Origin of the sequence: Leisingera sp. ANG-M1 (assembly GCF_000813745.1) — a bacterium.
Taxonomy (GTDB): domain Bacteria; phylum Pseudomonadota; class Alphaproteobacteria; order Rhodobacterales; family Rhodobacteraceae; genus Leisingera.
On sequence record NZ_JWLC01000027.1, the window covers coordinates 196,873 to 211,200 of the forward strand.

Below are 14,328 nucleotides of genomic sequence, written 5' to 3' on the forward strand. Positions count from 1 at the left end.
GGCGCGGAAAGCTTCCGCGCATTCCTTCTTGTCCCAAATCGCCCCGCGGCTGGCAAGCCCGGCGGGCAGAGAATGACAGGGACCTTGCGGCATTAGGGAAACGGGAGGCTCCCGCCCGGGCTTGGGAGCATCGAAGATGCTCCCCGCCCCGTTGGGCCGGGCACCGGAGGCAAAGCCTCCGGTGCCGCCGCGCGCGAATGCGCGCGGCCACGCCCAAGGCTTTTGGCGGCATCTTTGATGCAGGCCAAAGGCGCGGGAGAGCTGCCCTGGCACCTTGCTCCGGCGGCTGCTGTCAGCTGGCGCGTTTCATGCCCATGACGCGGGCGCGGGCGCGCGGGTCGCTGTCGAACAGCGCGGCAAGCTGTTCGGTCATGGCGCCGGCCAGCTGCTCCACATCGGTAATGGTCACTGCCCGTTCGTAATAGCGGGTCACGTCGTGGCCGATGCCGATCGCCAGCAGCTCCACCTGCTTTTTCTTCTCCACCATGGCAATCACGTCGCGCAGGTGTTTCTCCAGGTAATTTGCCGGGTTCACCGAGAGCGTCGAATCGTCCACCGGAGCGCCGTCCGAAATCACCATCAGGATCTTGCGCGCCTCGGGGCGCCCGGCCATCCGGCGGTGGGCCCATTCCAGCGCCTCGCCGTCGATGTTTTCCTTCAGCAGGCCCTCTTTCATCATCAGGCCCAGGTTGGCGCGGGTGCGGCGCATCGGGGCGTCGGCGCCCTTGTAGATGATGTGGCGCAGGTCGTTGAGGCGGCCGGGCTGCTGCGGGCGGCCTTCGTTCAGCCAGGCCTCGCGCGCCATGCCGCCTTTCCAGGCACGGGTGGTGAACCCGAGGATTTCGACCTTCACGTTGCAGCGTTCCAGCGTGCGGGCCAGTACGTCGGCGCAGATCGCGGCGATCGAGATCGGGCGGCCGCGCATGGAACCGGAGTTGTCCAGCAGCAGCGTCACCACAGTGTCGCGGAACTCGGTGTCTTTCTCGACCTTGAACGACAGAGGTGTGGTCGGGTTGGCGACAACCCGGGCCAGGCGGCCGGCATCCAGGATGCCTTCCTCGCGGTCGAACTCCCAGGAGCGGTTCTGCTGCGCCTGCAGGCGGCGCTGCAGCTTGTTGGCAAGGCGTGACACTGCGCCTTTGAGCGGCTCCAGCTGCTGGTCGAGATACGCACGCAAGCGTTCCAGTTCAGCGGGCTCGGCCAGGTCTTCGGCAGCGATTTCCTCGTCGTGGGTGTCGAGAAACACCTTGTAGTCGGGATCCGCTTCGGAGGCGGGCGGCGGCGCAGGCGGCTCCAGCGGCGCCTCGCCGTCGGGCATTTCGGTCTCTTCCGACAGCTCGTCCTCGGCCATCTCGTCCATCGAGACCTGGGCCTGGCTTTCGTCCTGCTGCTGCTCCTGGCTCTGCTCGGGGGATGCGTCGGCCTGCTCCTCTTCCGAGTCATCCTGGCCGGTGCTGTCCGGATCGTCCTGCTCTTCGGCGTTGTCCTCGGCCTCGTCGTTGGCGTCGTCATCCAGCTCGTCCGGGTCGTCGCCCAGCTGGTCGCCGTAGCCAAGGTCGGAAATGATCTGCCGCGCCAGCTTGGCGAATGCCGCCTGATCAGCAATGGTTTCGTCCAGGTTTTCCAGCGTGCCGCCGGCCTGGGATTCGATGAAGCCGCGCCACAGCTCCATGATGTTGGAAGCCCCTTCGGGCAGCTCGCGGCCGGTCGCCAGATGGCGCACCAGGAAGCCTGCGGCTGCGGCCAGCGGCGCCTCGGAGGAGGACTTCATCTGGTCATAGCCGCGGCGGATCGACTCGTTGCGGATCTTGACGTCGATGTTCGACGCGGTGCCGGGCATGTGGCGTGCGCCCATCGCCTCGCAGCGGGCGGTTTCCATCGCCTCATAGAGGTCGCGGGCCATTTCGCCCTGCGGCACATATTTGGCGTGGGTGGCGTCGTCGTGGAACTTGTGGCGCAAGGCCAGTGCGTCGGCGGTGCCGCGGGCCAGCAGCACTTCCTCGCGGGTCATCCGGCGGGAGACCTGCGGCAGCCGCATCGAGTCGCCCGACAGGCCTGAGGGATCGACGGTGTAGCTGACCGACAGCTCCGGGTCGTTGGCCATCACCTTGGTGGCTTCGGCCAGCGCCTTCTTGAACGGATCGGCTGGGTTGTCGTTTGGCTTTTTCATGGTCGCACCTTATCCGCTTGTCAGCATCGCCTTAGCCTCCGGTAAAGTCCAGTGGGCGGGCTGCGGTTAGGGCAGCGCCCGTCCCGGCGGGGCAGGAAGCGAAGCGCCCGCCCCGTGGGGGGCGGGTCGGGCGCTGCCCGGCCTTTCGGCCGGGCGGCACGTCAAAATCAGCCCAGCGAGACGCTGGCGGCGCTTTCCGGCAGTTCTTCGTCGAAGCAGCGCTGGTAGAACTCGGCCACGGTCTGGCGCTCCAGCTCGTCGCATTTGTTCAGGAACGACAGGCGGAAGGCATAGCCCACATTGCGGAAGATCTCGGCGTTCTGGGCCCAGTTGATCACAGTCCGCGGCGACATCACAGTGGACAGATCGCCGTTCATGAAGGCGGTACGGGTCAGGTCTGCAACGGTCACCATCTGGCTGATGGTCTTGCGGCCTGCTTCGGTGTTGTAATGCGGTGCCTTCGACAGGATGATCGCGGCCTCGGCATCGTGGCTCAGGTAGTTCAGGGTCGAGACCAGCGACCAGCGGTCCATCTGGGCCTGGTTGATCTGCTGGGTGCCGTGGTAGAGGCCGGTGGTGTCGCCGAGGCCGACGGTGTTGGCGGTGGCGAACAGGCGGAAGAACGGGTTCGGGGTGATGATCTCGTTCTGGTCCAGCAGGGTCAGCTTGCCGTCATGTTCAAGAACACGCTGAATCACGAACATCACGTCGGCGCGGCCTGCGTCGTATTCGTCGAACACGATTGCGACAGGGTTGCGCAGCGCCCAAGGCAGAATGCCCTCGTGGAATTCAGTGACCTGCTTGCCGTCGCGCAGCTTGATCGCGTCCTTGCCGATCAGGTCGATCCGGGAGATGTGGCTGTCGAGGTTCACGCGGACAGAGGGCCAGTTCAGGCGGGCGGCGACCTGCTCGATGTGGGTCGATTTACCGGTGCCGTGGTAGCCCTGGATCATAACGCGGCGGTTGTGGCTGAAGCCCGCCAGGATGGCCAGCGTGGTTTCCGGGTCGAACTTGTAGGTCGGGTCCAGTGCCGGCACCCGGTCGGAGCCTTCGGCAAAGCCCTTGACCGTCATGTCAGTGTCGATCCCGAATACGTCACGCACCGAAACCGCTTCAGTCGGTTTCGCGTTCATGTCCACAAAGCCCTCGGTCATCCCAGTCGATCCTTATCTCTCTTCCCTGTGTTCAGGGTCCAATCCGCGGGATTGGTGCCCGATCTGGCGCCCGCGCGCAAGGGAAAGTCGCGCCTCAATCCAGCTGATGATGCGATTGTGCCGGAACTGGACAGGCTGCGGCCTGAGATGCAGCCGGAGGCAGCGCGGGGCGGCAACGAAACAGCGCCCCCGGCCGGGCAGCAGGGGGCGCATTTTCACCGGCTCTTGTCTCGCTTCGGGGGGGTAAGCTGCGGCCGGCACATCTTTGCGTAGCCCGAGGGGCAGCAGGCGTCAAAGCGGCCGGGGGCAATCGTTAATTTTCGGCAAAAGACCGCCCATGGCTGGGGCGGCCGGGACGGTCTTTTCACGGGAGGGGGTAAGCTGGGCGGGCAGGAGTCAGGCGGCCAGGGCGTCCTGTTCGAACTCCAGCCCTGTGAGCATGGTGATCTCGCGGCACATGTCTTCCGACAGGTTTTCAGGTTTGGCATAGGCCAGGCAGATCTTGTCGAGGGCGCGGAAACGGATCGGCATCGTGCCGCCTTTCGCAGCCCCCTCAAACAGCGGGCTGGAGAGGATTTGGGATGCGGTGGCGTTTATCGCGGTTTCGGGGCCCTCGATGATGAAGTGAATGGTTCCGCCGTTGCGGATCATCATGCCGGTGACTCCGTTGTTGCGGCACTGCGGGCGGGTTTCGCTGATGAACTTGCCGATATCCTGGTGAGTGAGGCCAGCGGCCGGGGCAGCGGAAAGGACGAGGCGGATCATTGGCGGTCTCCTGAGCAGGGGGCAGGGCAGGTAAGGCGGTTGAAGCGAACGTTCTCAGTGCACTCAATTTACACGGGATCCGCGTGCCTTGCCCGACTGCAAAAGGATAGAAGTGCGGTCTTGCCCGGTGCAAAGGCGCGGGCACTTATCCCAAAGGATAGCGGGATGGCCTTGCGGTGCGCAGCCCGCCTGCCGTTCGCAGCGAGGCGGTTGCGCTCAGGCTCAGGCGCTGTGGAGCGGGGAGGCGGAGAGAGGGGCTGGTTCTGCAACCAGTTCGGCGGCGAGCCCGTGCAGCAGACTGCGAACCGCGCCCGCGGCCTGGTCGCGGGACTTCTTCCCGCGCAGCATGCGGGCCAGCGCAGACCCGCGGGCGGCGGCCTCCTGCACCAGGAGCAGCAAAGCGATTTCATGCAGATGGTGCAGCGCCTGTTCAGCATCATCCTTGCCCGCCAATGCCTCCAGCCCTTCGGGAGCAGGGCAGCCGGCCAGCAGTTCCTTGAGCGCCTGCCCGTGTTTCGAGGTCTCTGCCCGGGCAATGCAAATCTCGGTCATGGCGGCCATTTCGGCCAGAAAGCTGCCGGCGGGAAGGCGGGCGGTCTGCTGGGAATAGCCGGCCTGCCGTTCGACCAGAATGTCCTGCCGGGCCGGATCGAAGGACAGTACAAGCCCGTCGAACGCGACTTCGGCGGCGGCTGGCAGACCTGCAGCGCTGCGCAGGCAAAGCGCTTCGGAAAAGAGCACTAGCTGCACCAGGCCATCCGGCGGCACATCGCAGGAAATGCGCTCGATACCGCTGCGTCCGGCAGGTTTGAGTTTGAGCGCGAGGCGGGCGCTGCCGTCTTCCCGCGCCTGCATGGAAAAGATCTTGGCTGGCATGGTGCGAATTAGCGGCAAACCGCCCGGAGCTGCAAGCGCCGGTGAACCGCTGAGCGGCTCTCTGCCCGGATGCGGGAATTCTGCAAGCCGGGGCGGGAGCCAGGCAAAGAAAAGGGCGGCTGCCTGCCGCCCTCACGAATTGTATCTGCCGGATTACTTGAAGCTCTTGCTGTCCTTGATCTGGTCCCAGGCCCACATCACTTCCTGCAGCTGTTCCTCCTGGCTGCGGTCGCCGCCGTTCATGTCCGGGTGCAGCACTTTGATCAGCTTCTTGTAGGCCTTGCGGATGTCGGCCTTGGACCAGTCGTCCTTGGCCTCCAGGATTTCGACCGCGCGGCGCTCGGTGGGCGGCAGGCGGCGGCCTGCCTTGGCGCTGCGGCCGGGGTTCTGGGTGGCGTTGGCGCCCAGAACCTGATGCGGATCCTCGATGCCAAGCCGCGCCCAGGCGCGAGCTTCGGGGTCGCCCATCGGTTTGGTCTCACGCTCCCAGACCTTGTCCTTGGAGCGCTGTGCGTTCATCTCGGCCTCGGTGGTGCCTTCGAAGAAGTTCCACTGGTTGTTGTACTCGCGCACATGCTCCTGGCAGAACCAGTAGAAATCATCCAGCACATCCGGGGCTTTCGGCGCACGGAACTTGCCGGGCTCGTTGCAGCCTTCCTTGTCGCAGACGCGCTGGGATGTTTCGGACGCTCCGGTGGCCGCCCGGCGCCCGCGCGGGTTCTTCTTTTTCGCGGAGCGGACGGACATATCAAAGCCAAAAGGATCGGACTTGCTCATGGGGGTGCACCTTCTAGACGCATCTGTTCGACTCGGAGGCAGCAGTTTAGTCTAAGGGGCGCCAGATTGAAGAGGGCGCAGAGAAAAAAGTGAGGGGATGAGCGGAAAATGAGTGTGAAGGACGAAATCGAAGCGGCGCTGCAAGAGGCCTTTGCGCCAAGCGCGCTGGAGGTTGAGAACGAAAGCTACAAGCATGCGGGGCATGCCGGTGATGATGGCTCGGGCGAGAGCCATTTTGCGGTGATGATCCGGGCTGAGGCGTTTCAGGGCATGTCCCGGGTGGCGCAGCACCGGGCCGTGCACAAAGCCCTGGGCGGTATAGTGCCGCGCATCCACGCGCTGGCGCTGGATATCGGGGCGTAATCAGAAAAGGGGGAGGATCAGTCCTCCCCGTCGCCTTTTTGCTCGGCCCGCTTTTTCAGCGCGGCGGTCATGCCGGAGACCGGGCTCAGTTCTTCGACACCATCGTCGGCCTGCATTTTGGCAGCGCCGGGGCCTGGCACCTGAGTGGCTTCCGGCGGCGCCAGCGGATCGCCTGCAGCGGCGGTCAGCGGCGGTTCGCTATGGCGGAATTCCGGTACTGGGGCGGCGGCGTCCTCTGCAGGCGCTTCGGCGGGCTGATCGGCGGCAACGGCCCTGCGGAATACCATCACGTTGCGCCAATTGGTGGTAGAGCCAGTGAGGCCTGAGCGCTCTTCGCTCGGCAGCAGCTCGGCGCGCTGGAATTCCCAGCCTTCGGCTGCCATTTCGTTCAGCAGGATCTCGATCGAATTGGCAAAGCGCGCCTCGGGTGATTTCACCCCTTTCGCCTTGGTGCCCTTGGCGGGGGCGGGAACAACCTTGTACTCAAAAGCTTGCATGAACGTCTCCTGTCTCAAGGCGCAGGTTTAGCGGTTAGGGGCTGCGGGTCAAGCTTTGGCGGACGGCGGCCGGGCAGAGTGTTACCGGGGGCCGCTCATAGCCAGGGCCTTCAACTTATGTGTTTGCATTTGCGGGAAGCGCTGTTGCAGCTGGCCGTCCGGCAGGTCTAGGCCGTCCAGGAGTGCCTGCTCGGGCGTGTAGCCGCTGCCGGAGAGATTGACCCTGCGGATAAGCGCGGGGCGGTTGCGGTCATAGATCTTGTGGCCGAAATCCTGTTGGAAGCGGCGCAGAAACTGTATCTTCACTTGCGGCAGACGAGTGTTCCGGACCTCTGCGGCGGTGCCGTCCGGAAGATTGAAATGGGCGTTCAAACGCTCCGTCAAGCTTGGGGTTTGGTCCAGGTCCCAAACCTGGAGCCCGCTGGCGGGAACCCCAGCCATGGCACGCGTGATTAACTGGTCATAGGCAAACCAGTGGCAGCCCCAAAGCCTGTGGAATTCCTGGATATAGGCCTCCATCGACGCATCGGTGGTTTGGTAGAACGCCTGGCGGTCGATCCGCCAAAGACCGGCGCGCACGAATTGCTGGTAGCTTGAGCGCAGCATCGCAACCGGGTCCCGGATCAGGCAAAGGCAAGAGACCGCATCAGGGCTGAGCCGGTCCGCAAATGCCCCGGCCACGGCGGCAAGCTTGCCGGTGCGGTCGCTGGAGAATTGTTCGGCGGAGAGCAGAACGCGGCGGCAGCCGGACGCTTCGGCCTCCTGCAGAATGTCATCAGCCGCAGCAGCCACGTCCAATCCGGAGGCCAGCAGCGGGTCATGATGCCTGTAGCCGTCTTCCTGACGGTGGCTGACCGGGTAAAGCAGTCCGGCGTTACGGAACAGGGCGTCGTTGTCAGCAAAGTATCCCTGCAGGGAACTAGACGCGCATTTGGGCAGGCCGATGTGAATGGTGACGTGCATGATGGCTCCCGGTCAGCGTCAACGGAGTATCAATGGAAAAAGGCGTATCAGAAATGCAGCAGCCGGTTTGAAAGAGCTGCGAAGTCAGAATGGCGGGAGAAGCCTTTGCTGGCAGGCGCTGTGGCCAGACAAAAAAAGGCACCCATGGGGTGCCTTCTCCTGTGCGTGCAAGACGGGCAAGTTCAGCCGCCCAGTTTCTTGGCGACCAGCTCGTTCACCGCTTTGGGGTTGGCCTTGCCGCCGGTGGCTTTCATCACCTGGCCGACAAACCAGCCTGCCAGTTTCGGGTTCACCTTGGCTTTCTCCACCTGCGCCGGGTTGGCGGCGATGATTTCGTCCAGGGCGGTCTCGATGGCGCCGGTGTCGGTCACCTGCTTCATGCCGCGTTCTTCGACGATCTGGGCCGGGTCGCCGCCTTCGGTATAGACGATCTCGAACAGGTCCTTGGCGATCTTGCCGGAGATCGCGTCGGAGGCGATCAGGTCAATGATGCCGCCCAGCTGTGCCGGAGTGACCGGGCTGTCGGTGATGCCCTTGTCGTCCTTCTTGAGGCGGCCGAACAGCTCGTTGATCACCCAGTTGGCAGCCAGCTTGCCGCTGCGGCCCTTGGCGGTTTCCTCGAAGTATGCCGCGGCTTCCACTTCGGCGGTCAGCACCGAGGCGTCATAATCGCTGAGGCCGAAGTCGCCGATAAAGCGTGCTTTTTTCTGGTCCGGCAGTTCCGGCAGATTGGCGGCGATGTCGTCCACCCAGGCCTGCTCGATTTCCAGCGGCAGCAGGTCGGGGTCGGGGAAATAGCGGTAGTCATGCGCCTCTTCCTTGGAGCGCATGGAGCGGGTTTCGCCCTTGTCCGGATCGTACAAGCGGGTCTCCTGCTCGACCTCGCCGCCGGCCTCGATGATGGCGATCTGGCGGCGGGCTTCGACCTCAATCGCTTGCTGGATGAAGCGCATGGAGTTCATGTTCTTGATCTCGCAGCGGGTGCCGAGATGCGAGAAGTCCTGGGTTTCCTGGTATTTCTCATACTGGCCCGGCAGGCAAACGGAGACGTTGACGTCAGCCCGCAGGTTGCCGTTCTGCATGTTGCCGTCGCAGGTGCCCAGGTACTGCATGATCTGGCGCAGCTTGGCGATATAGGCTGCTGCTTCCTCGGGGCCGCGGATGTCCGGGCGGGAGACGATCTCCATCAGGCAGACGCCGGTGCGGTTCAGGTCCACGAAGGACATGTTGGGGTCCATGTCGTGGATCGATTTGCCCGCGTCCTGCTCCATGTGGATGCGCTCGACACGCACGTTGCGCGCGGTGCCGTCGCCCAGTTCCACCAGCACTTCGCCTTCGCCTACGATGGGGTGATAGAGCTGAGAGATCTGGTAGCCTTGCGGCAGGTCCGGGTAGAAATAGTTCTTGCGGTCAAAGGCCGACCACAGATTGATGTCCGCCTTGAGGCCGAGGCCGGTGCGTACCGCCTGCTCGACGCAGTATTCGTTGATCACCGGCAGCATGCCGGGCATCGCTGCGTCGACCATGGCCACGTTGGAGTTCGGCTCGGCGCCGAACTTGGTGGAGGCGCCGGAGAACAGCTTGGCATTGGAGCTGACCTGGGCATGCACCTCCATGCCGATGACCAATTCCCAGTCATGCTTGGCGCCCGCGATCACCTTGGGCTTGGGGAGTTCATATGTCAGGTCGAGCATGGTTTTCCGCCGTATCCGAATGTCCTAGTTGGCAAGCGTTCTAGGCCAGTGCGGCAGGGGGAGCAAGAGCCGCAAGGATGGGAAACAGCGGCCAGCCGTGGAAATCGGGCGGCTGTGCCGTGACGGGAAGGCGGACGACTGAAGGCGGCGGCCCCGAAGAACCGCCGCGGGAGGCTTTAGACTGCAGCCAGCTGCCGGCTCTTGCGGCGCAGGGCACCGAGGGAGAACAGCTGGAAGGCAATAAACACCGGTACGAAGTATTCCGGGAACAGGGCCAGGGGGTAGGCGTTGATGATATTGGGATTGTCAAAGGACATCAGTTGCAGGGCTCCTGCCGAGGTCGCAATGCCGAGGCTGACCGCAACGGCAAAGTCCACCAGGCCGATGTAACTGGCGCGGCGGACCAGGCTTTCAGCATTGGCATCGCCGCGGTTCAGGGCGCGCATAGCCTGAATTGCAGCAACGCCGGCCAGGATGTCGCCAATACCGGCGGGCAATGCGAATTGCCAAGGCAGGTCACCCGTCAGCCAGCCTATTACAAACACGCCGCCTATCAGCCGGAGACTTTGGATGCTGATCAGATGAGAATGGCTTAACCCTCCCAGGATCGCCCGCCCGGTGGCTGTCAGGCGCCCCATTGACCAGAGGAGAAATGCACCACCAAGCAGAGGCATCAGCGCGTAAGGCGGGTCGGTGTATTCGAGGGGAGGCATGAGAATGCCTGCCTTGGCCAGGACTGAAATCAGCGGAAACCACAGGCCAAGGAGAACAGCGGTCGCTGCGACACCCATTGCAGCTTGCCTCAAGGGGAGGCCTGATTTCAGAGCGCCGATGCAGAGAAGGCCGATGGCAAAGGCGGGCAGAATGACTGCGAAGGCCTGAACGTAGTATGTGGCGAAGGTTTCAAACATTGTCCTGACTCCTGGCTGGACCGTTGCTAGGTTGGTTCTGGTTTGATAGTGGCTATCAGATAAGTAGTTACTTCACATTTGCAAGCCAAACGCCTAAATTCTTTCCATGAGCCAAATGCCACGTGAAAATTGCCCGGTTCTGAGGGCGACGAATGTGATGGGGGACCAGTGGGTCCTTCTGATCCTGCGCGAGTTTTTCCTGGAAGGGCCGCGGCGGTTTCAGGACTTGCAGGATATCCTGAAGATCTCGCCGAATACGCTTTCCGGGCGGCTGCGCAGGCTGGAGGAAAACGGCGTGTTGGAGCGGCAGGCCTATTCGCAGAACCCGCCGCGGTGGGAATACCGCCTGACCAGTAGCGGCGAGGCGCTGGCCCCTGTCATGACCGCAATCAGGGCCTGGGGGGAAGCGCATACGCCGGATCTGCCAGACGGTCCCTGATAAGCGGGCTGGCAGCCGCCAAACTGGCATTGAACTCTTGGCGCGGCGCGGGCAGGCGGCTAAGACTGGCAGCCCGAGCAGAACTTCAGGAGGCCGCCTTGGACACATCCGCCCGCATCAGTCAGACCATTGCCGGAGAGATCGGCGCTGCCGCTAAGCAGGTGAGCGCCGCGGTGGCGCTGCTGGATGAAGGGGCGACGGTGCCCTTTGTTGCGCGTTACCGGAAGGAAGCGACCGGCGGGCTTGATGACACCCAGCTGCGCACTCTGGCGGAGCGGCTGGAGTATCTGCGCGAGCTGGAAAAGCGGCGGGCAGCGATCCTGGAATCGGTGAAGTCTCAGGACAAGCTGACCGATGAGCTGGCGGCCTCGATTGCCAAGGCGGAGACCAAGGCGCAGCTGGAGGATATCTATCTGCCCTACAAGCCCAAGCGGCGCACCAAGGCGATGATTGCGCGCGAAAACGGGCTGGAGCCGCTGGCGGAGGCCATTGTGGGCAACCGCGGCGCCGATCCGGAGAAACTGGCTGAAAGCTATGTCACCGAGGCCGTGGCCACGGTGAAGGATGCGCTGAATGGCGCGCGGGATATTCTGACAGAGCGTTTGACCGAAAATGCGGAACTTCTGGGCCGGCTGCGGGAGTTTCTGCAGCGCGAATCCGTGGTCACCGCCAAGGTGATTGAGGGCAAGGAGCAGGAAGGCGCCAAGTTCTCGGATTATTTCGAACACTCAGAGCGCTGGGCGGATGTACCCTCGCACCGGGCGCTGGCGATGCTGCGCGGCTCCAACGAGGGCGTGCTGACGCTGGACGTTGGCCCCGAGCCGGAAGAGGGCGGGGCGCGGGCCGAAGCCATGGTCGCGGCGGTGCTGGGCGCGGGCGGCCAGGGCCCGGGCGACATATGGTTGCGCAAGGTGGCGGGCTGGGCCTGGCGGGTGAAACTGTCGCTGTCGATGATGCTGGAGCTGATGGGCGATCTGCGCGGCCGCGCGCAAGAGGATGCCATTCAGGTCTTTGCGCGCAACCTGAAAGACCTGCTCTTTGCAGCGCCAGCCGGTGCGCGGCCGACTCTCGGGCTGGACCCGGGCATCCGCACCGGCGTTAAGGCGGCAGTGGTTGATGCAACCGGGAAACTGGTGGCCACCGAGACCTTGTACCCGTTCCAGCCGAAGAACGATCTGCGCGGGGCGCAGGTGTCTATTGTGAAGCTGATTGCCGAGCATGGCGTTGAGCTGATTGCCATCGGCAACGGCACCGCCAGCCGCGAGACCGAGCGGATGGTGGCGGAGGTGCTGAAGCATCTGCCGGCCAAGGTGAAGGCGCCGACCAAGGTGGTGGTGAGCGAGGCGGGCGCTTCGGTCTATTCCGCATCTGAGCTGGCGGCGCGGGAGTTTCCGGATCTGGATGTGAGTTTGCGCGGCGCTGTGTCGATTGCGCGGCGGCTGCAGGATCCGCTGGCGGAACTGGTGAAGATCGAGCCCAAAAGCATTGGCGTCGGCCAGTACCAGCATGATGTGGACCAGCATAAACTGTCGAAGTCGCTGGAGGCGGTGATCGAGGATGTGGTGAACGCGGTGGGCGTCGACCTGAACATGGCCTCGGCGCCGCTGCTGAGCCATGTCTCGGGCCTTGGCCCCGGGCTGGCAGAGGCGATTGTGGCGCACCGCGACGTGAACGGCGCCTTCAAATCGCGGCGGGAGTTGCTGAAAGTTGCGCGCCTTGGCCCCAAGGCATTTGAGCAATGCGCAGGGTTCCTGCGGATCCGTGACGGCAAGGAGCCGCTGGATGCTTCCTCGGTTCACCCCGAAGCTTACGACGTGGCGCGCAAGGTGGTGCAAGCCTGCGGCCGGGATATCCGGCAGATTATGGGCGATGAGAGGGCCTTGGGGGGATTGAGAGCTGAGGATTTCGTCAGCGATAGCTTTGGCCTGCCCACCGTGCGCGACATTTTCCAGGAGCTGGAGAAGCCAGGCCGCGACCCGCGTCCGTCTTTTGTGACCGCGTCCTTCAAAGACGGGGTCGAGGAGATCACCGATCTGAAGCCCGGCATGGTGCTGGAAGGAACAGTGACCAATGTGGCGGCCTTTGGCGCCTTTGTGGATATCGGCGTGCATCAGGACGGGCTGGTGCATGTGAGCCAGCTGGCCGACCGGTTTGTGAAGGATCCGCATGAGGTGGTGAAGACCGGCCAGGTGGTAAAGGTGACCGTCACCGAGGTGGATGTGCCACGCAAGCGTATAGGGCTGACGATGCGCAAGGATGGCGGCGCCTCGGCCAAGGAGGACCGCAATGCGCGGGGCGCGCCGAAGGGGCAGGGCCCGCGCCGCGGCAGCAAGCCGGGCGGTCCGCAGGGCGGAAACCGGGGCGGCAAAGGCAAGATTCCCGCCGGGCCCAAGGGTGGCAAGCCTGGCGGCCAGGGGTCCGGCCAAAGCACCGGTGCGCTGGGTGCGGCGCTGATGGACGCTTTCAAGAAAAAATGAGGAAACGGGGCCTGAGGCCCCGTTTTTCATGCGTCTGGCAGTTCAGGCCGGAGTGAACTCCAGGCCCTGCTCGGTGAAGGACACTTTCTGGCCGCCTTCGATTTCCTCGCGGAACTGAGTGGCGATGGCTTGCAGCGCACCGGAATGGCCGCGGGCGGCAAAACGGCTGAGCGAAGTGATGCGGGCGCTGTTGTCAAAACCCTCGGCGGCATGGGCCCAAACCAGCGGGTGCAGCTCTTTCAGGTGGTCGCGGATCAGCCAGTCCGCCGCTTCGGCGATCTTCAGCCGGGGTACATCGGCCTGCAGATTCTGTCCCAGCCCTTTGCGCAGGGTGACGGTGCAGTAGGCAGCCAGCAGGTTGATCATCTCCTGCGACGGGTTGGCGGCAACGATGTCGCGAAGCCCGTCCAGGAAGAACCGCGTGTCGACCCGGGCGCAGGCCTGATCGTCGATGGTGATGGCGTCGAAGTAAACCCAGGTGTAGCCGCCCGCGCCCCAGATTTCCGAAGTCCGCGCGGCGGTGCGGCGGGCCTCCAGCTCAAGCGCGGCGTAAGATCCGGACCAGCGCGGCAGCATATGGGTGCCCAGCGTGCGCATGGGGCGGTGGTTGCCAGGAGCGAGATCGATCAATGCGCCGAAGGCGTCAGCCACGCGCAGAGTTTCGCCGGAGCGTCCGGCGAGCAGCGCGCATTGCGCCCCTGTGAGAAACGGGCTGACGTGGTTTTCGTCCGCCAGCGGCTGCAGCAGTGCGGCGGCGCGGTCGAAATGGGCGGCGCAGCGGCGCTTGCTGGCCTGGGGTGCGTCCTGGCCGCTGCCCGGGCTGCGCCAGGCCCAGCCGATGTCGATATGCGCCAGTGCCACCAGGGCCGTCAGATAGGGGTCGTGCCGGTGTTCGGCGCGCAAGGCTTCAAAGGCCATCAGCCCGCGGATCAGGCTGCGGCTGCCGGCATTCTCCTCTTCGGCCAGCGCGTGTTCGGTCGCGTTCACGACATCGGCGCGGGCGCCATAGGCAATCAGATCGGCAAGCGGAATGCCGCAGCGGGCGGCGCTGCGGGCCTCATCCGCCTCGCGAATGCGGCGGGAGAGCTCATCCCAGCGCTCTTGACGGGCGAGGAACTGGCCGCAGTCCTGAGCCTGGATGCAATCGGGATCGCCTTGGGGGCTGCAGACCGGGATCGACAAGCTGTCCTCCAGAGGCCGGGCCAAAAGCTCTTCGGCGGGGGCTGGGGCTGGAGCGGGGGC

13 protein-coding genes are annotated in these 14,328 nt (G+C 64.2%); 3 read left to right on the top strand and 10 right to left on the bottom strand.

Features of this window, described 5'->3' with window-relative positions; genetic code table 11:
• Nucleotides 1–292 precede the first annotated feature (292 nt).
• From cobT to RA19_RS22745, 5 genes are all read right to left on the bottom strand, one after another.
• Entirely contained in the window at nt 293–2,170 is a 1,878-nt protein-coding gene (gene cobT, locus RA19_RS22720; RefSeq protein ID WP_039167264.1) for a cobaltochelatase subunit CobT, read from the bottom strand.
• Nucleotides 2,171–2,337: 167 nt separating this feature from the next.
• Nucleotides 2,338–3,324 carry a cobaltochelatase subunit CobS gene (cobS, locus tag RA19_RS22725; RefSeq protein ID WP_039167267.1) on the bottom strand — a complete coding sequence of 329 codons (987 nt, stop codon included), beginning with the start codon at nt 3,322–3,324 and terminating at the stop codon, nt 2,338–2,340.
• A gap of 396 nt (nt 3,325–3,720) precedes the next feature.
• On the bottom strand, nt 3,721–4,089 hold the full coding sequence (locus RA19_RS22735; protein ID WP_039167271.1) for a BLUF domain-containing protein: 369 nt from the start codon (nt 4,087–4,089) through the stop codon (nt 3,721–3,723).
• 222 nt (nt 4,090–4,311) lie between these two features.
• Nucleotides 4,312–4,965, bottom strand: coding sequence for a hypothetical protein (locus RA19_RS22740; RefSeq protein WP_052261989.1), 654 nt, complete (start codon nt 4,963–4,965; stop codon nt 4,312–4,314).
• Nucleotides 4,966–5,118: 153 nt separating this feature from the next.
• Entirely contained in the window at nt 5,119–5,742 is a 624-nt protein-coding gene (locus RA19_RS22745) for a DnaJ domain-containing protein (protein ID WP_039131749.1), read from the bottom strand.
• Nucleotides 5,743–5,850: 108 nt separating this feature from the next.
• Between RA19_RS22745 and RA19_RS22750 the strand changes: the two genes are divergently transcribed.
• A complete protein-coding gene (locus tag RA19_RS22750) occupies nt 5,851–6,105 on the top strand; it encodes a BolA family protein (protein ID WP_039167273.1) in 255 nt (84 codons plus the stop codon).
• A gap of 17 nt (nt 6,106–6,122) precedes the next feature.
• Here the strand turns inward: RA19_RS22750 and RA19_RS22755 are convergent, their stop codons facing one another.
• The 4 genes from RA19_RS22755 to RA19_RS25940 form a co-directional block, all read right to left on the bottom strand.
• Nucleotides 6,123–6,602 (bottom strand): DUF4177 domain-containing protein, encoded by a 480-nt coding sequence (locus tag RA19_RS22755; protein ID WP_039167275.1) that lies wholly within the window; start codon nt 6,600–6,602, stop codon nt 6,123–6,125.
• A gap of 81 nt (nt 6,603–6,683) precedes the next feature.
• A complete protein-coding gene (locus RA19_RS22760; RefSeq protein ID WP_039167278.1) occupies nt 6,684–7,565 on the bottom strand; it encodes a hypothetical protein in 882 nt (293 codons plus the stop codon).
• Nucleotides 7,566–7,747: 182 nt separating this feature from the next.
• Complete coding sequence (gene gatB / locus RA19_RS22765; protein WP_039167280.1) at nt 7,748–9,259, bottom strand: Asp-tRNA(Asn)/Glu-tRNA(Gln) amidotransferase subunit GatB; 1,512 nt, start codon at nt 9,257–9,259, stop codon at nt 7,748–7,750.
• A 176-nt stretch (nt 9,260–9,435) separates the two neighbouring features.
• A complete protein-coding gene (locus RA19_RS25940; RefSeq protein WP_206540298.1) occupies nt 9,436–10,050 on the bottom strand; it encodes a hypothetical protein in 615 nt (204 codons plus the stop codon).
• Nucleotides 10,051–10,285: 235 nt separating this feature from the next.
• On the opposite strand from RA19_RS25940, the gene RA19_RS22775 reads away from it, so the two are divergent.
• Together RA19_RS22775 and RA19_RS22780 are read left to right on the top strand one after the other, a co-directional pair.
• On the top strand, nt 10,286–10,609 hold the full coding sequence (locus RA19_RS22775; protein WP_206540299.1) for a winged helix-turn-helix transcriptional regulator: 324 nt from the start codon (nt 10,286–10,288) through the stop codon (nt 10,607–10,609).
• Nucleotides 10,610–10,707: 98 nt separating this feature from the next.
• Complete coding sequence (locus tag RA19_RS22780; protein WP_039167283.1) at nt 10,708–13,086, top strand: Tex family protein; 2,379 nt, start codon at nt 10,708–10,710, stop codon at nt 13,084–13,086.
• A gap of 42 nt (nt 13,087–13,128) precedes the next feature.
• On the opposite strand, the gene RA19_RS22785 is transcribed toward RA19_RS22780, so the two are convergent.
• Nucleotides 13,129–14,328: hypothetical protein (locus tag RA19_RS22785; protein ID WP_052261995.1), on the bottom strand; the 1,200-nt coding region annotated here is incomplete at its 5' end.

What these genes read in the sequence shown, in the direction of transcription:
- cobT (WP_039167264.1), bottom strand. Translation starts at nt 2,170, where the DNA reads ATGAAAAAGCCAAACGACAACCCAGCCGATCCGTTCAAGAAGGCGCTG.
- cobS (WP_039167267.1), bottom strand. Translation starts at nt 3,324, where the DNA reads ATGACCGAGGGCTTTGTGGACATGAACGCGAAACCGACTGAAGCGGTT.
- RA19_RS22735 (WP_039167271.1), bottom strand. Translation starts at nt 4,089, where the DNA reads ATGATCCGCCTCGTCCTTTCCGCTGCCCCGGCCGCTGGCCTCACTCAC.
- RA19_RS22740 (WP_052261989.1), bottom strand. Translation starts at nt 4,965, where the DNA reads ATGCCAGCCAAGATCTTTTCCATGCAGGCGCGGGAAGACGGCAGCGCC.
- RA19_RS22745 (WP_039131749.1), bottom strand. Translation starts at nt 5,742, where the DNA reads ATGAGCAAGTCCGATCCTTTTGGCTTTGATATGTCCGTCCGCTCCGCG.
- RA19_RS22750 (WP_039167273.1), top strand. Translation starts at nt 5,851, where the DNA reads ATGAGTGTGAAGGACGAAATCGAAGCGGCGCTGCAAGAGGCCTTTGCG.
- RA19_RS22755 (WP_039167275.1), bottom strand. Translation starts at nt 6,602, where the DNA reads ATGCAAGCTTTTGAGTACAAGGTTGTTCCCGCCCCCGCCAAGGGCACC.
- RA19_RS22760 (WP_039167278.1), bottom strand. Translation starts at nt 7,565, where the DNA reads ATGCACGTCACCATTCACATCGGCCTGCCCAAATGCGCGTCTAGTTCC.
- gatB (WP_039167280.1), bottom strand. Translation starts at nt 9,259, where the DNA reads ATGCTCGACCTGACATATGAACTCCCCAAGCCCAAGGTGATCGCGGGC.
- RA19_RS25940 (WP_206540298.1), bottom strand. Translation starts at nt 10,050, where the DNA reads ATGGGTGTCGCAGCGACCGCTGTTCTCCTTGGCCTGTGGTTTCCGCTG.
- RA19_RS22775 (WP_206540299.1), top strand. Translation starts at nt 10,286, where the DNA reads ATGCCACGTGAAAATTGCCCGGTTCTGAGGGCGACGAATGTGATGGGG.